The sequence below is a fragment of the Actinomycetota bacterium genome (assembly GCA_019347675.1).
Classification (GTDB): Bacteria; Actinomycetota; Nitriliruptoria; order Nitriliruptorales; family JAHWKO01; genus JAHWKW01.
The window spans coordinates 102,167-120,757 of sequence record JAHWKW010000011.1 but is presented as its reverse complement, the minus strand read 5'-3'; the positions used below and the strand labels follow the sequence as shown (position 1 = coordinate 120,757).

Sequence of the window (18,591 nt, the reverse complement as noted above, 5' to 3'; positions counted from 1 at the left end):
CTCCGAGGTTCTGTCACCTACGGTGCTCTTTCTGAGCAATCACGGAGTAAGACCTACCTACGACGCCGAGTTCTATCGAACGATTCGCTACGACGCGCGGTCTCGAAGGGTCGGGCGCGCACGAAGGGTGCGCGACGTGCCCGTGGGTGACCGGCCGGTGATGCTGGTGTGGACAAGCGCATCTGGCGTGCGAGCAGGACGCGTCCGGCGGGGATCGTGGCGTGAGACGAGCCCGCAGATCCGCCCCCCCGGGCGGCTCACCGAACGTGCGCGGCGGTGGGCGGTGCGTTGGGTGGGGCGTGACGGGACCGCAGTCTCCCAGCTCGCGGCGGATCTGGGGGTGGGCTGGCACACGGTGAACAACGCGGTTGTCGAGTCGGGGAGCGCATGGTCGACGACGACCGCCTCGAGGGGGTGCGCGGCGGGGTCGACGAGCACAACCTGCTGCGCGGCACGTTCGACTCGCGGACCTCTTGGGCCACCGCGTTCGTGGTCTCGACTGTGGCCGGCTGCTGGATGTGGTCGAAAACCGCCTGGTTCTCGGCCCGCGGCCAGGAGTGGTGCCACGGCGTCGAGCAGGCCGCGCTTGACCCCTACGAGGGCTACGCGTCGTCGCTGCGCCGCTCGCTGCCTCAGGCCATCGTTGACCACTTCCGCGTGTCCGGGTCGGCAACCAGGTGGTCGACGAGGTGCGTCGCCGCGGTCCAGCAGGAGACCACTGGCTACCGCGGCCGCGAGGACGCGCGCTGTACCGGATCCGAAAAAACTGCTGCTGGTCGCCGTCGAGCGGCTCGACGACCGCGCCCACGAGCGCATCCGCCAGGTCCTCGACGTCGGCGATCCGTACTTCGAGGTCGAAAGCGCCTGGCACGCCCGCCAGCTGTTGAGTGCGGTCTACGACGCCGACGATCCCGTCACCGCAGCCGCCCGCTTCAAAGCGTTCCTCGACTGGGCGAAATCGCGTCGGGGTCGACGAGGTCTCCCGGCTGGCGCGCACCGTGCGACGCTGGCGCGCCGGCATCCCCGCCTACCACACCCGCCAGCTGTCCAACGGCCGCACCGAGGCCATGGTCGGACTGTGCAAGAAGGTCAAGAGGATCGCCTTCGGTTTCGCAACTTCCGCAACTATCGCGTCCGACTACTGTTGCACTGCGGCGTTAAATGGGACACTCCGCCCACGCCAAGATCAGGGGCCGCACCCCCTCGATGCTGCGTAGAGCCGGCAATGCCGACAACACCACCAGCTGCCTACTTGAAGGATGACGGCTAGTGCGGCTCCGCTCCGGAGGCTGTTACGACGTCTTTGGCACGGCCACGATGTCGTGCAACGTGTCGCCTGCGGGGACCAAGTCTCCATTCGGAAGTGCCTGCATCACCTCATAGCCGTAGTCTGCGAGCAGCTCCGACACCGGCGTGCGGTCAGCACAGGCGTTCCACTCGAGCTGCACCGCCAGGAGTCGTTGCTCCTCTAGTGCGCGGGCACCACCCCGGAGCACCTGCAACTCATGACCCTCAACGTCGACTTTGACGTAGGCGTGGCGTTCCCCTATTAGCGAATCGAGGGTATCAACCTCTACGATCTGCCCGCCGGCCGGGTCGATGCGGTTGGTGGTCCCGAGGTCGACGGTGATCCGAACCTGGCCTGGTTGGTCGGAAAGGGCTACAGAACGTACGTCGGCCCGGTAACCGTTGAGTTCGATGTTCTTCATGAGCCACCGGCGCGCCTGGTCGTTCGGTTCCACCGCAATCACCTCTGCTCCGGCCTCGCAGGCGATGAGCGAGTAGGTCCCCACGTTCGCTCCTACATCGACGAAGAGGTCGCCTGCGACAAGGAGTTTCTGCCAGACGGCCATCTCGACGTCAGGTGGGTTGGCATAGAAGGCCTTGGTCGAGGCGCTCATCCCGCGAACGGCCCAGACATGACTCTTGCGCCCGAGTGGCACAATCATCGGTTGCTGCCGGATGCGACTCACGACCTGGTGGATTCCGGCGCGGGCCACGGCAGCCATCCGCCGGTCGGCGTTCATGGGATGACGCCACGTCCAGCGCAAGGTGCCTATCGGTCCCATGTGTCCCGTTCAATCTCAGCGCGGAATGGCCGTGTCGGGCGGCCGAACGTTCGTTGGATACGTCGGGTGGCCGTGCTGTCAAGCAAGGTGTCCCCACACATCGAGCCATGAACATGCGCTGCGCACGACGCAGTCTTGGCTGGTGGGAACGCGCTCGTGGCTCCGTCCGCGCAGCCGGCGTCTGTGATGACGGGGACCTCCATTTCACAGGATGGTGGTGGACCCGGTGTCCACCGGCGGGCATGATATCGCCGATGGCAAGGTGCGCGCGGGTTCGGTCGCCCGCGGAGACCACATTGCTCCACGCTCGAGGGCGAGCGCCGCCAGGGGGCATCGGGACGAGGTGGTGCATGCCCTACGACGGCGGGGAGGGACGCCACCGCTGGAGGACGTTGGATCTGTATGGTGAGGACGTGGCTTTGTAACGCCGACCGCATCGCCGGGAGCATGGCTGCGGCGCAGTGTCTGAAGCGTCTCAACCGGCCAACCATCCACGGCATCGCCGCGCGAGGAGCTTACCCGGTGGGCACCACCAGGGTCACTGCGGCCTCTGCCCGCGGCGACGACATCGCCCTGTAGTTTGGTGCGGTCGCCCTGAGGTGGCGGCGACCATCCACGCTGGCTGGATCAGGCCAACGCAACTCGGTTAAGTAGCTGTCGACGAACGCGAGCGCGTCGGGCATCGCCGCGGTGACCGCCTCGGGCCGTGATCGCGGACAGTGTGGAGATAGTGCACGCGGACGGTAACATCCCTGGCAACCTACGCCTGCACTCGTCCTCAACGTGCTTTCGCGCTGTCGGATTCGGCAACCCGCAGGAGACGCGATTTCGCCAAGGCAACTTGCCGGACATAGAGGCGGTTGAGCATCGTAAGGACTCGCTCTTCGTCGAGGCTGCAAAGTTGCGGACACTCGATTCCGCACTCACCTCGTTTGGCGGGGTGTGGCCGCATCCGGATGCTTGACGATGGTTACGCCGATGCGGATGGCCGGCGAAATGTCCATGACCAACGCAATCGCCACAGAGTCGGAGTAACTTCTTGGCCGGTACGGGGTGTCTGGTCTGCGCGTCGTCGCTCCTGTAGACGACGATCTCAGGCCGTTGGGTCGTCCTGACCGCGAAGAGCCGGGTAGGGAGAGGTGAGGCGGTACGCCGGACGGCCATGGGGGGTAGCGGGGAATGGCGTCCGGGACCAACGGGTCTCAGGGCCGGTCGGCGATGAGGTGAATCAGGATGACGAGCGACAGAACGTTTGAAGAAGTCGTAGTTGCGACGACAAGGATTGCCCTACAGGACCAGGAGGATGCCGACCGCGGGGGACCGGATCGATTCCTGCCCGAAAATTGGAGGGGACGAGGAACTCGATGAGTTCGTCGACGCCCTCCGCGAACGGCCAACTGGGGCGCGTAGCAGGCCGGCCGCGTCACCGGCGGTTGAGTTCGTGGTGGACCTTCGTCGAAGTAGGCAGACGATAGAAGTAGGCAGACGATAAGGTACGTCCGTCGCGGCTTGTGCGTGCAACGAAAGGTATGGCGCCCGTGATCTCACTTGCTACACGGACTCGATACATCTACAGATTGGTATCAGGTGTCCGCAATTGGCGGCAAGTATTGGCGGAGCGACTACGCGGATCTGAGGTAAGTGAACTGTCGCTGAGAGGGGGACCACACATACGAGCCGGTTCTGGCATGGATCTATGGAATCACTTTTCAGACATCTGGATTCATCAATCGTACCATCCAGTTCAACCACTGAAAGGGCACGTGGTGGTTGACATTGGCGCCAACATAGGGATCTTCTCACTCTGGGCAGTTCGATTCGGTGCTAGTCGGATCGTGGCCGTCGAGCCGCACCCGACTACATTCAAGTTGCTGGAGGAATACGCCTCCGGATGTCCTATAAGCTCACTTTGCTGCGCCATCACACACGATGCTGGCCGTGTCCTTCTAGAGTTAGGCGACAGTTCCACGTCACATAGGGTTGCGCAAGCTGGCGAGAGTGGACTGAGCGCTTCAGGAATCGAGGTTGATGCTATAACTCTTGATCAGCTGTTTCACATGTACGGCATTGTTCAATGTGGTCTATTAAAGCTCGATTGCGAGGGCAGTGAATACGACATCCTGCTATCACAACCGGAGTGTTTAGATGTAGTTGATCAGATAGTTCTCGAATACCATCCTCGCTCTGATTGCCATCCACAATTGCTGGCACAGAAGTTGTCCGAACGAGGCTTCAAGGTCTTGCAATTGTCGCGAGGAGCAGGTTTCGGGATGATGAAAGCCCACCGCGCGCATTCGAGAAGCCATTGACGACACCGCGCGTTGCAATCGTCACGGCGAGCTATAATCACGCGCCATTCATTCCGGAACGAGTACAGAGCATATTGCGCCAGACGGTACAGGACTTCGAGTGGGTCATTATTGATGACTGCTCTACCGACGCGACCTTTCAAGAACTCGAACGAGGCACGCGCGGCGATCCACGAGTAACCATAATTCGCAACGAGCAAAACCTCGGCATGGCGCGAACCACCCAGGAAGCTATGGCCAGGACATCGGCCCCGGCGCTATTGCGCGCAGAGAGCGATGACTCATTAGCTCCAGACTTTCTCGAGCGCACGCTCTATCACCTGGAACACAACCCCGACCTTGGTGTGGTCTTCGGAAAAACGAGGAAACTCGATGCCGAAGGCACCGCACACGGCGGTTGGTGGCAATCGGCACACTCTGAGTATATATCGAGCAAATCCGCGGTAGACAAACTAATCCGGCGCAACTTCATAGGTGGTCCGTCCGCATTGGTTCGCCGGGCCGCATTGGGGGACGTCGGCGGTTTCAACGTTGGAAGCATAGCAGTCAGCCTTGATTGGTATCTCTTTTTGCGCCTCGCGCTGAAGGGATGGGACTTCTTCTACGATCCGAAGGCCATTGCTTATCACAGATCTCACCTATCGAACCTAAGCGGGCGCATTGGTCGACAGATGGATGTTGAGCTACTAGTGCGTGAGAGTTATAATTTAGTGCACTCCGCTATTCTCTACGCTGACCTCGATGCGGCTACGTCCGAACGGATCTGGAGAGCGGCTTCTCGGGGAGCGACGAAGAACGTTGTTGCTCCTTTCTTTGTTCGTGGAGTACGGAACCGAAGACTGGACATCGCTCGCGAAGCTAAGCAGATTGCGCTTGCATACGATGGCGCGTTATCAGAATTGGAATGGTGGCTCTTCGTCTGCCGCGCCGCTGTGGTCACGGCGATCACTGGGTTGGGACGCAAGACTCAACGGATGATTGGAAGAGCTCTGCCGCCGCATTAATCGGATTACCTCGTATGGCCTCACTGCGATCGGACGTGAGCTGGACCGTAGGTGCCACAATCGTTTCTGTGGGCGCCTCGGTTCTAACAGGTATCTTAATTGCGAGGCTGTATGGTCCTGAAGGACGGGGTGAACTAGCCGCGATTCAAGCCATCCCGATGTTGCTAAGTAATGTCGCCACCCTGGGAGCTCCCGAAGCGGTCGTCTACTGGGCCGCTCGCAAGAAGAGCGAAGCGCGGGCTTGGGTTGCAAGCGGTGCGGCTGCGGGGGCACCTGGGGTCGTGGTGTCAGTTGTAGCACTTCTCTGGATTGTGCCGGCGGTACTGAGGGGCAACTACGCGGCAAGAGCAATAAACGCGGCTCTAGGATTCTCGGTCCTATTCGTCCTGGCGGCGACTAGCGGCACAGCTGTGTCCGCGTTGCGCGGGGTTGGGAAGTTCAGGGAATGGAATGTGCTGCGACTGCTCCCTCAGGCCGCCTGGCTTATTGCAATCGCGGTCGTCTACTTCCGTTGGCACGGGGATGTGGTGACGGTGGTGTGGGCGTTCCTGGGTTTGCGCTTTGGACTCGGGGTCATAGAAGGTTTGATCGGTTACGGGGTCCTGCGAGGGAGTCCCTTCGTGAGTGCGGACAATATGCGGCGGGTCTATGCATTCGGACTGCCGACGATGCTCGGAGCAATTCCGGCCGCCCTGAACGCCCGCGTGGATCAAGCCTTCTTATCGGGGATGGTGAATGCACATGACCTAGGCCAGTACGCAGTTGCGGCAACGTGGTCTGCAGCGTCCTTGCCTCTAGTGTCGGCTCTGGGCTCGATCATATTTGCGCGCGTCGCCGCATTCAGTCGCGTGCAAGCGGGCGTATGGAATGCCGCAGTTGTGCAGCTTGCCATCGTAGGATCGATCGGACTGGGAGTCGTTACGGCTCTCCTGGCACCTCTAGCAATCCCCTTCCTATTTGGGGACGATTTTGCAGTAGCGGTGCCACTAGCGGTGGCGCTAGCTTTAGCCACGCCAGCCCTCATCGCAAATAGAATATTCGGAGAGGTTGCAAAGGGTCGCGGGCGCCCTAGAATCTCGATGCAATCCGAACTGGCAGGTCTTACCTTAACGATTCTGCTCCTGTTGGCTATGGTGCCGATGTATGGTGTTTGGGGAGCCGTGATCGCCTCTGTCTTTGCGTATCTTGCTAGCGCCGTCGTATCACTGGCCTTGCTCATCAGGCACCGAGAGTTGGAGATTTCGATCCTTCTGCGCCCGCAAGGAGTAGCCATATGGCAGCTCATCGGCAAAGTCCGGAAGTGACGAAGCATCCTGGATGGATATGACCTTGTGGTGGGCAGCAGACAAGGAGAGTGCCGTTTCGCCGCAGAGCGGCTTAATGCGCGAAAGGTGAGCGGTCACGCGATCAGCCGTCCTTTACGGTCTTCCCGTTCGAGAGCAGGCTTCTGTACGAGCGGACCCAAGAGTCGAGGCAAACGAGACCCCAAATATTGACAGAGTTGAGCATCCCTGCACGCCATCGGTTCACAACTTCTGAGACGCCATCTACGTCGAGTAATCCATTGAGAGGCCCCTTATCAAGTTGCCGAACATGAGAAGACAACGGGCCACGGAGATAGTCTCGGTATGGTATCCGAAAGCCAGTCTTCCGGCGCCTCGCTCGATCTCGCAGCAACTGATCGTTGAACCGTGCAGTGAGGACTCTCTTGCGTCGGAGCATGAGTTCCAATGGGGATTGCTCCCTGAGATGTCGATGAAAGACGTGATCCACGAAGGGCATCCGGAGCTCAAGCGAATGGATCATGGAGTAAGTGTCAGCGTCTCTCAGGAGCGTGAACCGGAGGTAGTTCTCTATTTCAAGAGAGGCTAGCCGAAAGTGCAGAGGCAGCTCATCCGACACTCCAACTGGGGGATGAGGATCGCGCCCCGCCAATTGCCTGACATCCTCTATGGTAAACACTGAGCGTAGTACTCCGTACGTGGCGACTAGAGATTGGCGATGAGTGGCGATTTCGCGCGCCTTGTCAGAGGGGCCCCCCAAGGCACGTAAGACTGGGTGTGTGAGCGGCCGGCCCAGTCGTGCAAGTGCGGTGAGCGCAGGGACTAGCCAATGTTTCGAATATCCTCCGAGTATTTCGTCTGCTCCTAAGCCGGTCAGCGCCACCTTCAGTGATTGTTGACTTGCCGCTCTTGAGACCAGATAAGTGTTGAAACCATCGATCGATGGGAGGTCACCGGCGACCAAAAAGTGGTCTAAGTGCTGGGTGTCTATGTCTTCTCCTGCGACAACGGTGTGCCGAAGCCCGTAGGCGGCCGCTGTAGATCTCGCCAATCCCGACTCATCGATGTGGAGGTCTTTGAATCCCAGGGTCACGGCTGTGAGATCTTGTGTGGACTCCTTTGCGATCAGTGCAAGCAGAGTTGAATCGACACCGCCGCTTAGGAAGAGGCCGACAGGGACGTCGGAGACAAGATGCGCGGAAACTGACTGGCGAAAGGCATCTTCGAGGGAGTTGCCGTCTGAAGCACTGTTGCAAATGAGTTGGGAACTAAGGTTCCAGTAGCGTCGTACTCGGGACTGGAGTCCCCGCCCGCATCTCTTAACCGATCCTGGGTCGACCTCTTCGACTCCCTTGATGAGCGTTCCCTTGCTCCAGACCGATCCGTAGCGCAGGTACTGCGCTAGCGCCTGCGTGTCTATCTCTTCGAGTCTCGCGATAGCCCCTACGATCCGTGCAGACGATCCGAAGACGACATGGTCTGGGCGCTCGGCGACATAGAGCGGTTTCATTCCATACCTGTCGCGGACCAGCCAGAGTTCGCGAGCAGCGCGATCCCACAGTGCATATGCAAACATGCCTCGAAGCAGTTCTGGGCTGGTGGCGAGCGGGCGGCCTTGGAGCAGTGCCTGGGTGTCTCCTCGGGCGCCGGGAGCGAGAGCACGGAAGTTGTAGATCTCGCCGTTGAAGGCCAGTACGAAACGGCCATCTGGGGAGGCAAGTGGTTGATCGGAAGAGGATGTCGGGTCGATAATTGAGAGTCTGCGGTGAGTTAGAGCGAGATCGTCGTCGTGCCAGGTTCCCTCGGCATCTGGTCCGCGATGCTGGATCCTGGCGCTCCACTCCTCAAGACGAGAAGCCCATGCAGATGCCTCTCCGAAAGCGAGCACACCGATGAATCCACACATCAGACGGAGACGCCGACTTCGTGTAAGGCAACTCGTAGTCTCTCTGCGAAGGCAGCCAAGCCAAAGCGCCGCTTAGTCCACGTTGAGATAATCTCCGGCCTTTCTGCCGCCGCAGCAGTGTCTACGTACAGTAGCGCTTGGACGGCTCTGGCTATCGCGGATGGGTCACCTGGTGGTACCAGTAGGCCTGTCACGCCGTCTTCAACGGTGTCAACGGATCCGCCCTGCTGACCCACCACGACCGGCACGCCCGCTGCGGCTGCTTCAAGGGTGGCGAGACCCAGGCCTTCACCCATGGGATTCGGCCCCTCGGCGTATCGGCTAACCAGCACGAACACGTGCGCGCGGCGGTATTGAGTCAGTAGTTCTGCTTCGGAGACGGCCCCGAGTACCTCGACGCAGTCCGAGAGGTCCTTGTCATCGACCATCGTTGCAAGCGCCGCTCGAGCGGGCCCGTCTCCAACGATGACGTAGTGAACTTCGGTTCCTGTCTTGCGCAATAGCTTAAGAGCGTCGAGGACGACGTCGATCCCCTTGTACTTGAGATCATCTAATCTGGTAACCGTCAGCAGCGTCGGAGGGCATGTGCCGGCATCTGTCAGTGGTTCGAAGAACGAGTTGCGTATTCCGGTGCCGATCATGACGGGCCGCGATGCACTTGGGTAGAGTTCGCCCACCTTGGCTGCTGTGAACGTTGACACGGCCCAGGTTCCGGCTGCATTCGAGAGCAATCTGTGCTTCTTGCAACTCTCGATGCCCCATATCTCAACGCCGTAAACTATGACCACGTAGGGAGTGTTCAAGATGCGGGTGGCGAAGAGACCGATCGGGGCAAGACCGACATGCGTGCACAAGACTAGGTCAGGGCGGGAGTGGAAGAGGTGGAAGAGGCCGCGGCTCAATCCCGCTACACGACGTATCCAGGTGCCGTCGAGACGTAGGTCGCAAGTCTCAACCGCTAGTCCGAGGTGCCCGCGCAGCACCTCGATCAGTGTTCGGGAGTGCCGTTGTATCCCTCCGCGCCCTCCGAGATCGGAGGTGACCACTAGTATGTTCCACTGCCGCGAGTGGCTCATCTTCGTCCCATCTCCGCTGCTCACCGGATTCCGAGCTCTGCCAGTACCGAGCGTGCTCGTGCCGCGTAGGTATGGGCGTACAGCCACTTGGGCGGCTCGGTTATGTCAAATCTGGGTCGCGAGAGCGCAGAGTCGACCGCCGTAGCTAGCTCTTCATAGGAGTCAAACAAGATGCAATCTTGCGGGGTCAGCCACCGTTCATGGTCGTGCGTCCGCGGCGCGACCTGAAGAGCGCCACACGCTGGCAACTCGAACGTACGCATGTTGTGTGAGTCGGCATTCTGGGTACGGAGAAGGTTGATCGCACATCCTGCAGACGCAACCACGGTCCGATAGTCATCTTCGTAGACGGCGGGCATCACTTCGAATCCAGAGTCCCTCGGCCACCGGTGACCAAAGACCACTACTGCGGAGGAGCGCAGCGAAGAAAGTGCCCGCTGACGCCGCTGCGTCCAAGTTCCCACGAACACCGGTCTCTCGACAAGTTCTTTGATGCGATGCTTAGGAGGGAAGTACGACATGTCGTCCCATCCGAACGGAACGACGATCGTCCGTTGGCCGAGTCGCGCCAAGTCGTCGGCCAAGGATTGACTCCATGTGACATAGAGATCGTAGTGACCGACGGCATGTCTGAGGTGCCCGCCCCGGTTGGAGACTGCTGAATCGAATGGGCTATCAGGATTCCAGCAGACGACAGGAGCGTCAGCTTTGCTCCGGATGGATGCTATGGATCTGGGAGAGAGGAGGCCTCCTTTCACGACGATTACGGCATCCGCGCCGTCAATACGAGACATCTGAGAAACGAACCGCTCTCGCGCTGACGTGGCGATGAGGGGCCAACGAAAAGCGATCCGCTTGACGCTCGGACGCAGGTAGGCATCGGGCCAATTGAAGTGAGTTACGCGAGCGCCGGACTGCTCCAGTCCTCGATGAAGAGACCGAATAAGGCCCCCGGGCACTCTCTCGCCCACGAGGACAACCTTGGTCATGGCTTTTCCGTGCGAAGAGGCGTAAGCCAGCGGACCAAGGGCACTCCTAGTACGAGGATGGCCGGCAGGAAACCTATGGCGTGTGTACTGTCCGTTTCGATCCCAGAGATCACAACCGTGCTGGCCATCGCCGATAGAAGCACAGCGCTAGGAGATCGTCCCCGCAAAACCAACGATAGCACCCCCAGGAGGCCTCCCAGCGCGATCGCAACCGTCAGGATCCCTGTCCACCCGAACGTGATGTATGCCTCGGCGACCATCGGCAGATTCGCTGACGTCCTGAAGTCGTTCCCGGCCAGAAGTCCGAAGGCACGGCCGAACTCATTTCCGAACGTGGCTTCTGGCTTCCATGGAAACAGGGCGCGAGGAACGATCACAACTGGTAGGAACGCGTAAGTCCGGGCATCCCACTGATCGTAATGGTCGCGATTGTCGCCCATGACGACCGCTAGTAAACCGCCAGACGAGTAAGCGAATCGACGGGCGGACCATGATAGCCCTTCTTCGGTTCCAAGGGCCGACATCCCCTCCGGGATGTTGCGGACGAACTCTAGGCCTGCTGGGATAAGTTCAACGTCAGCGGTGTTACCACCGACGCCATATGTAACTCTGAACTGGCTCTTCTGTGCATTCAATGCGAGCCCTGCGACCAGCGCGGCGACCAGCAGCATCCATGGAACCCGTCGCCAGCGATGGACGACCAGTGAGAAGGCGGCAATCGGAGCTAGTAGTCCCGCATAGAGGCTGCCGGTCCCAAGCCCTGTGACGACGTCGATAGCGACGACGACGAGGGCCAGCAGCAGATGTGGGAGGGGCAAGCGACCGTCCTGCCAGAGAAGGAGGAGCGCCAAGAAGGACAGGATCCATGCCCAGCGTGCCAGTGAAGGGATCTGCCCAAGCTGAATGACGTCAGACATTGCGTGAAGCGAGAGGTAAGCGACGTATCCGATCGTGACGCCTATCCATGCGCGCCGAGCGGAAAGCCCTCCCCCGGTACGCAACCAGTCGTGGGAGTCTATTCTCGCACGATGAGCGACGAAAATGGCAGCCAACACAGATATCAGGAGACTGCCCGCGAAGACCAACGTGCCCATGGCTCGCTCCTGGGCTGAGACATGGGCGGCTAAGAAGCTCTCCTCAGAGCTAAGGATAGCGCCGGCGAACGCATACATGCCAGCTACAACCGCATAGACGTGGATTATGGGTGCCACGTTGCTTCTTCGAAGGGGCAGTAGTAAGAATGGGAGGGATGCCACCGCCAATGCGGCCAATCCAGACGCCCGGAGTGGCCAGGATATGTCGACTGGATTAAGTCGCACGACGGCTGCGGCTAGTAGGATGAAGGCTACGGAACTCAGCGTTGGCAAGCTGGGCCGCAACAAGAAAGCCAGTATCAATGATACTGTCAGCGCCGCAATGATCGGAAAGGTAGGAGAGAGTCCGGGGGACACCAAAATCGGTACCGTGAGTCCAATCGTGCTCACCCAGTAGCACCGCTCGCGCGACAATCCCTCTTGACGCAGGTTGATCCTGCGTGAAACTACGGCGCTCATCTGGCCTCCTGGGCGTATTCGATCGCACGCTCGATGCCTCGCGCTGTAGTGTCGATGCTGAAGCGGCGGACCCTCTCTCTTGCTCTATCCTTCATCTCCCCAAGGACCAGCGAATCCCCCATCAGCGCGCGGAGCTCATCTGCGAGGCGTTCGATCCCTGCAATCGGGAATATCAGTCCAGCACCGCCAGCGACCAAGTCTGGCGCGCACCCGACGGCCTCAGAAACTGCGGGAACGCAACCGCCAGCCATCGCCTCGTTGACGGCCAAGCCCCACGGTTCATGTTCTGATGGAAGAACAAATACGTCCGCCACGCCGTACCATTGGCCGATCTCCGACTGGTTCACAAAGCCGAGCAGCCGGACGTTCGGAAGCACTCTGGCTTCCTCGGCGAGTCGTCCTCGCAGTGGCCCATCACCGATGATGACGACGTTGAACTCCGGACATGCGTGAGCTAATCGGAGCATGTCGAGCGGTCGCTTCCAGGGCTGCAGCTTCGCAGCGAATAAAATCGTTGATCGCTGGGGATCCAGTCCCAGCCCACCGAGCCGGCGATCTCGGAAAGCGCGACCTATGCGCCCTGCCTCCGCAAAGGAGTCATTGGATACGGAGTAGGGCGAGAAAAAGATGCGCCGGTGTGGGACGCCGTGCATTCGATAGAAATCCGCGTTGCGTTGACCGATCGCTAGGCAAGCGCCGCATCGCTCGAGAAGCCAATGGATGAGCGAGTCTTTGACCATACGCTTCCAGCCCCGCCGGATGCTTCCCGTGTCTGTCCGGGACTCCCCTCGGAGGAGAAGAGGTACCCCCTGTCGTACACAGGCGCCGAAGGTGAGCCAATTCGAGATGTGAGCGTAACCATGAACGAGGACAGCATCGAAGCCGTAGCGTCTGATCGCCCTCGCGATGCCGAAGTTCACAAGTCCCCAAGGCCGATCCACGCCTGGCTTCGGTGAGACGTTCGGTAGGAACTGGTGAGGATACCCCTCCAGAAGATCAACGTCATATCGGATCGTCTGATTGAACCCACCGTCATACGTCGGATCCACCCCGTGACGGCTCAGGAATAGGACAGTGGGTGAAAGAACGTCCGACTCAACCAGACGACGATAGAGCGGGACGTGGTACTGGATGGGGTGTGAGACCACGATGCCGAGCTGATATTTGTTCTCGGTCCCCTTGGTCAAGTTGCCAATCTCCTTGGAAAAGGCTGGATGCGATCCTGTCACCGTAGGTGCCCCAACCGCCGACTCCACGCGTTCGTGTCGTCGCCGCGCTTCCGATCTGCTCACGCCGCAGCGGGTCACCGCGGAGCCGGCTCAGGCTGTGACAAGGGCGTCCGCGTCGCGCGGGGGGAGCAGGAACCCGTGCACTCCGTCGGCCACGAACTCGGAAGCGCCTGCGGCGGTTGCGAGCGATTGCTTCGAGAAATCACCCGAGCCAGACGTTCTTGGACGGAAGCTAGCGCGAACACCATATGCTCTCCGCCGGGATCCCGGATATGCCCGACCGAGGCATCGGCGTGTAGAGCGCATGAAGCATACCATGTCGCTGAGGTTGGGCTGCTTGTGCGAACATGTGCAACCGGTGAGCACTGGCGACTGAGACCTGCATCAAGCGCGCAACTGGAGGGACGGCTGCAAGGATTCGATGATAGCGACGACACGCTGAGCGTTCGCGGACCAACTAAAGGATTTGGCTCGCGCGACTCTTCGGTGCACCAGCGCAGGTGGTCTTCCAGAAGCCAGTGCTCGCAGTGCTGCGTCCCCCGCGGAGTCAGGATCCTGTGGATCGTGGTATGTAGCCAAGTTCGCTGCGACCTCGTGGTTCGAAGGAATCGAACTGGCGGCGATGGGCGCTCCTCCTCCCATTGCCTCAACCAATGGAAATCCGAAGGATTCAGTCAGTGATGGATAAAGAACGAGATCCGCCTCGCTGTAGAGTTGGTATACGGCGTCTTGTGCGACCGTTCCGAGGTAGACGATCGATTCCCCAAGCTGATGACGTTCCACCCGATCTCGGAACAGATCAACTGCTGGCCACTGTGACTTTTGGTTGAAGGTGACGCCAAGCCCAGCATGGGGATGTACACGCTTAACGCGTTGCAGGATCTCCGGAAGGAGCTCGACATTCTTGTGTGCGGCCGGAGTACTGACGTAAAGAAGTCGAGGCTCGAACCCTCTCCAACGCTTGGCAACGCTGGGAAGCTGAACGGAGGCAGGTTGCGTTGGCTTCCAGCCGTGTGGGACGATATGGAATCTTTCATCGATTGAAACGAAGCTGGCCAACATGTCGAGCATCGCCTGGCTAGGAACGATGATCGCATCGGCCCGCCGGACACAGAGCAATGCCCATTGCCGGTAGGCCGCGACTACAGTCCGACGTCGGATGTCGCAGGTGTGCAAGTAACCCTCATCGAAGTAGGTAGGATTGCGCTGCCACAAGACATGAGGCACTGTCAATATTGGTGGGCCGAAGTTCATAGGCGACAGGAGGGCGGAAGCTGTACTAGCCAGCCGTGTCGCGTCCCATAACTCCCACCTAAGCCGGCGTGGATGTGCGCCTTGGGGTATCTCTGTCGGTATGTGCGTCACTCCTCGAACGGGGAGACTGACGCTGGGCGGCGCCAAGACGTCGATGGCGACATCGCTAGACAGCTCGCGTCGTAGCGCGTCCGCGAAATTAGCGATGTGTCGAGCCCCGCCACCGATCCGGGCGGCCACGGCATTGACCAGGATTCTACGCTGCGGGGTAGCGGCTGACTTCATGTGTGCGATTCCGTCCGAATGAACTCTCGTCCTTGTTTCGACCGACTACTTCGCAAGGGGCAAGGCTGGGCGAATCGACTCGAGGGGCAACAAGTTGAGTGACGTGTAGGGCAGCCAAGGCGAGGGAAACACGACTGCTCTCCGTTCGGATGATCGTTTCGTCATCGGAGCAGCCAGATCCGAACGAGTGACCAGTGTAGCGCACTTCACCGACGTGACCCTTTCGAGGGTCGGTAGTCGGAGCCGACCAGCCACTAGGTAGCGGCGATCCTTCAGTAGACGCCTGAGGCGTCGGTCGGCATTGCCTCCCAGACCTGTATGCTACGCGTGATCAGAAACGCCTTCGACGTCGCGGACGGATTAGTGGCAAGATGGCCCGCGAGCTCAACCGGTCGCACCGGCACCCAGCGATCAGACCGTCGAGGGACGCCTCCTTGAGTTCTTAGAGACGTGGGGCGGGACGGTACCCGGCGACCAGCAGTTGGGCCAACGCCTGACCGAGTCCCCGCTGTTCGTGGACTACGGCCCGCAAGATTCCGAAAGTCATCCACCTAGTGTGCGGTCCCGCCGAATACGCTAAGCTAATGGCTCGGCGGGTGTAGATTCCCGTGCGGCAGGCTCATGGCTGGATAGGATGTGCCAGGCAATCTCCGTAGCAAATTGCGCTCTATTCCATGGCTTCGTCACCCTAGAAGCGCATATCGTGCTCTATTCGTCCGGCGACGAATGCTGAAGGATGCACCCCGTCGCGCAATCGTCCAGGTCGCAAATCGAGAGATCGTATTCGAAGGCGAATCGTGGGAGACTGCGAATACGCTTATCAACCATGCCGTCGGTGGCGAACTAATCTACGAGCCGGCAGAGACTGCCGTATTCCGGGACCTGATTTCACCCAATTCCGTTGTCTTCGATGTTGGCGCGCACATCGGCTACTACTCGCTTATGGCGGCTGCTATCCATTCGTCCGTCCGGGTCTTTGCCTTCGAAATATTAGACAGGTTCGCGTCCGAGATCGCTCGTCATGCATCGCGGAATTCGCTAGCGTCGCAGATTGAAATCATCCCAGAGCCGATCGGAAAGACTGGGGCGCCGGTGGCTTATGAGAGCTTCGCAGGCTATGGAAGAAAACAAGCTACGAGCTTAGACGACTTCTGCTTCCAACGTGGTCTTAGACCCGATGTGATCAAAATGGATATCGAGGGGTATGAAGTCGATGCACTGAACGGGGCAAATTGGATTCTTCGTGAGGCGCGTCCGACTCTGATTGTAAGTATCCATCCAGCAATGATTATAAATCTGGGCTCAGAACCGGGTGCCCTCCTCGACATCCTTCGGGCGCACCAATATGCCATTTTTCGATTGGCGGGTGACGAGTCAGAGCCGCTTACGTCGGTCCCACGCGAGCTGTGCACCTTGCTGTGTCTCCCGGACATATCCGCTACGACTTAACGTGACTTGGTTGCTCATCGTTGCGCGGCATGCAACGTAAGCGCGGACACTTCTAGGAGTTCGTCGACGGGGATGGGGGGTGGTCCACCAGCCTGGACCGCTTGGATGAAGGCCGAGAGACACGATGCGTGGCCCTTTTCCTGGCTGCGTAGCTTCTCACGCTTGAAATCCGGCCAGCCGAACCCACGCAGGGCACGGAAGTTATCGAGCTGCAGAACGCGGCCCTGTACGAACGCTTCGACGCGCTCCTTGGGGAAGCGCCTGCTACCCGTGGCCACATAGTGCACAGTAGCGATCGATCCGTCTTCGAAGGTCATCTGGATGCTGGCGGTGTCATTCGTGGACGTATCGAGGTAACTGCTGTGCACATGCTGTACGGGGTTGTTCGCTAGATGCCGCAGCAGATCGATGAAATGACAAGCCTCGCCGACGATCCTGCCACCGCCGATATCCAAGTCCTGAGTCCAGTGATCGTCGGGGACCCGACCCGCATTGACGGTGGCGATCAGTGTCTTCGGTTGACTGACCATGGAGAGGAGGCGCTTCATGGTAGCCGTCAACGGAGAGAAGCGTCGGTTGAAGCCAACGCAGAGGATCCGGTTGGGATGGTCTGCGACTACCCTCCGTATCTGGTCGACGTCCTGGAGTGCTAGCGCAAGAGGCTTCTCGACGAAGACGTGCTTGCCCGCTTCGAGGCCTCGAACCGTGAGGGCCGCGTGCGTATCGTGCCGCGTAGCGACGATGAGGGTATCGATCGACTCGTCGTCGAAGAGCGAGTCGATGTCAGTGGTCGCTCGCTCGAATCTGAACCGTTTCGCAGCTCGGGCGGCGTCCGATCCCCCGCGCGAAGCGACGACGGCCAGCCGCGCGTCGGTCTTCGCCAGGGCCGGAAGGAGCACGCGTTGAGCGTAGTTGCCCGCACCTATCACACCAACGACACCGTTGGCTCGCTGGATCGGCATGGGTCGGGAAGTGGAACTTGTCGTGACGGTCCTCGACTCGGTAACGCCTGAGACCCGCGGATACCTCAGCAGGACGCCGATAGCCGAGGGCTCGCTGAGTTCCTTGTATGCGGTGGCCGCATCGGCCAACTCATGGTGCGAGGTAGTGAGCGATGCAACATCCAGCCGACCCTGTGCCATAAGGCCGAGCACGGCTTCGAAGTTCCGTCCTGCAGTCCAGCGGACAAACCCCTGGGGATAATCTTGACCACCTCCCTCGTAATCCGGGTCGTAGCGGCCCGGACCGTACGAGCAGGAGACTTGGAACCTAAGTTCCTTCTCATAGAACTGCTGTCGCTCCAGCTCTAGACCCACGACTCCCACCAGCACGATGCGGCCCCGCTTCCGGCACATCTCCGCCGCTTGCCGGATGGGGTCGTTCGAAGACGTGGTGGCCGCGATGATGACCCCATCGACGCCAGCGCCGCCTGTGAAAGCTTCGGCAGCGGCAACAGGATCCTCTCCGGCGGACAGGTCCACCGGCGCAGCACCGAACCGCTCCGCGAGTTGCAGCCGCTCCTTCCGATGGTCGATCCCGAGGACCTGGCAACCCTGCACCCGGAGCAGCTGCACCGCGAGCTGTCCGATGAGTCCGAGACCCGTGACGACGAAGCGCTCACCGATTGTGGGTTCTGCAAGACGGAGACCTTGAAGAGCGACCGCTGCAAGTGGCGTGAAGGCGGCCTGCTCGAACGCAACGTGGTCGCCGGGGATGCCCGCGCAGAGGTTCGCCGGGACGCTAACGATCTCAGCGTGCGGCCCGTTCGTTGCGACGCGATCACCCACCTTGAAACTTCGAACGCCCTTCCCAACGTCGATCACCTCACCTGCCGCGGTGTAGCCGAGCGCCACAGGTTCAGAGAGCTTCGCCTTCACCGCATCGATGGTGGGACGGATCCCATCCGTCGCCATCTTGTCCAGTACGTGGCGTACCCGTTCCGGGTGCTGGCGCGCCTTCGTGAGAACGTTCGCTCGTCCGAACTCAACGAGCATCCGCTCCGTCCCAGCAGATATCACCGAGGAATTAGTGCGGACGAGCAGGTGGCCGGGCCGCGAAGCAGGAGCGGGGACCTCTTCGACCCTGGTCGCGCCGTCCTTCAGGTCCTGGAACACCTGCTTCATGCGGTCGCTCGATCCGTCATAGCGCTGAGCCGGCGAGTGCGTAGGATACTGCGAACTGTGGG

13 protein-coding genes and 2 pseudogenes are annotated in these 18,591 nt (G+C 60.2%); 7 read left to right on the top strand and 8 right to left on the bottom strand.

The features are described 5' to 3' along the window. Nucleotides 1-160 precede the first annotated feature (160 nt). From KY462_09210 to KY462_09200, 3 genes and pseudogenes are all read left to right on the top strand, one after another. Nucleotides 161-370: pseudogene (locus tag KY462_09210) on the top strand (hypothetical protein). A gap of 17 nt (nucleotides 371-387) precedes the next feature. Further along, a pseudogene (locus tag KY462_09205) lies at nucleotides 388-762 on the top strand (transposase). Nucleotides 763-998: 236 nt separating this feature from the next. Next, nucleotides 999-1,217: a transposase gene (locus KY462_09200; protein MBW3577899.1), complete on the top strand. Its 219-nt coding sequence runs from the start codon at nucleotides 999-1,001 to the stop codon at nucleotides 1,215-1,217. A gap of 75 nt (nucleotides 1,218-1,292) precedes the next feature. Here KY462_09200 and KY462_09195 read toward each other — a convergent pair whose 3' ends face one another. Beyond that, nucleotides 1,293-2,027, bottom strand: coding sequence for an FkbM family methyltransferase (locus KY462_09195; GenBank protein ID MBW3577898.1), 735 nt, complete (start codon nucleotides 2,025-2,027; stop codon nucleotides 1,293-1,295). Nucleotides 2,028-3,757: 1,730 nt separating this feature from the next. On the opposite strand from KY462_09195, the gene KY462_09190 reads away from it, so the two are divergent. The 3 genes from KY462_09190 to KY462_09180 are packed head-to-tail and all read left to right on the top strand — an operon-like array spanning nucleotide 3,758 to nucleotide 6,686. Further along, nucleotides 3,758-4,378, top strand: a complete 621-nt coding sequence (locus KY462_09190) for an FkbM family methyltransferase (protein MBW3577897.1) — start codon at nucleotides 3,758-3,760, stop codon at nucleotides 4,376-4,378. Continuing rightward, complete coding sequence (locus KY462_09185) at nucleotides 4,375-5,382, top strand: glycosyltransferase (GenBank protein ID MBW3577896.1); 1,008 nt, start codon at nucleotides 4,375-4,377, stop codon at nucleotides 5,380-5,382. Before KY462_09190 ends, KY462_09185 begins: the two co-directional genes overlap by 4 nt. A 35-nt stretch (nucleotides 5,383-5,417) precedes the next feature. Next, nucleotides 5,418-6,686 (top strand): oligosaccharide flippase family protein, encoded by a 1,269-nt coding sequence (locus KY462_09180; protein MBW3577895.1) that lies wholly within the window; start codon nucleotides 5,418-5,420, stop codon nucleotides 6,684-6,686. Between the two features lie 103 nt (nucleotides 6,687-6,789). On the opposite strand, the gene asnB is transcribed toward KY462_09180, so the two are convergent. The 6 genes from asnB to KY462_09150 all read right to left on the bottom strand — a co-directional run bounded on the left by asnB (nucleotide 6,790) and on the right by KY462_09150 (nucleotide 14,957). Then, nucleotides 6,790-8,553, bottom strand: a complete 1,764-nt coding sequence (gene asnB, locus KY462_09175; protein MBW3577894.1) for an asparagine synthase (glutamine-hydrolyzing) — start codon at nucleotides 8,551-8,553, stop codon at nucleotides 6,790-6,792. Nucleotides 8,554-8,570: 17 nt separating this feature from the next. Then, nucleotides 8,571-9,671, bottom strand: coding sequence for a glycosyltransferase family 4 protein (locus KY462_09170; GenBank protein ID MBW3577893.1), 1,101 nt, complete (start codon nucleotides 9,669-9,671; stop codon nucleotides 8,571-8,573). Continuing rightward, complete coding sequence (locus KY462_09165) at nucleotides 9,668-10,231, bottom strand: glycosyltransferase (protein ID MBW3577892.1); 564 nt, start codon at nucleotides 10,229-10,231, stop codon at nucleotides 9,668-9,670. The genes KY462_09170 and KY462_09165 overlap by 4 nt, the downstream gene beginning before the upstream one ends. 401 nt (nucleotides 10,232-10,632) lie before the next feature. Beyond that, nucleotides 10,633-11,847, bottom strand: a complete 1,215-nt coding sequence (locus tag KY462_09160) for a hypothetical protein (GenBank protein ID MBW3577891.1) — start codon at nucleotides 11,845-11,847, stop codon at nucleotides 10,633-10,635. A gap of 338 nt (nucleotides 11,848-12,185) precedes the next feature. Beyond that, nucleotides 12,186-13,376, bottom strand: a complete 1,191-nt coding sequence (locus tag KY462_09155; protein ID MBW3577890.1) for a glycosyltransferase family 4 protein — start codon at nucleotides 13,374-13,376, stop codon at nucleotides 12,186-12,188. A 426-nt stretch (nucleotides 13,377-13,802) separates the two neighbouring features. Then, a complete protein-coding gene (locus tag KY462_09150) occupies nucleotides 13,803-14,957 on the bottom strand; it encodes a glycosyltransferase (protein ID MBW3577889.1) in 1,155 nt (384 codons plus the stop codon). A gap of 726 nt (nucleotides 14,958-15,683) precedes the next feature. Here KY462_09150 and KY462_09145 point away from each other — a divergent pair. Then, the gene (locus KY462_09145) at nucleotides 15,684-16,406 is read left to right on the top strand and encodes an FkbM family methyltransferase (protein MBW3577888.1); all 723 of its coding nucleotides are present in this window, start codon (nucleotides 15,684-15,686) and stop codon (nucleotides 16,404-16,406) included. Nucleotides 16,407-16,420: 14 nt separating this feature from the next. On the opposite strand, the gene KY462_09140 is transcribed toward KY462_09145, so the two are convergent. Beyond that, a complete protein-coding gene (locus KY462_09140; GenBank protein MBW3577887.1) occupies nucleotides 16,421-18,529 on the bottom strand; it encodes a bi-domain-containing oxidoreductase in 2,109 nt (702 codons plus the stop codon). Nucleotides 18,530-18,591: the final 62 nt, after the last annotated feature.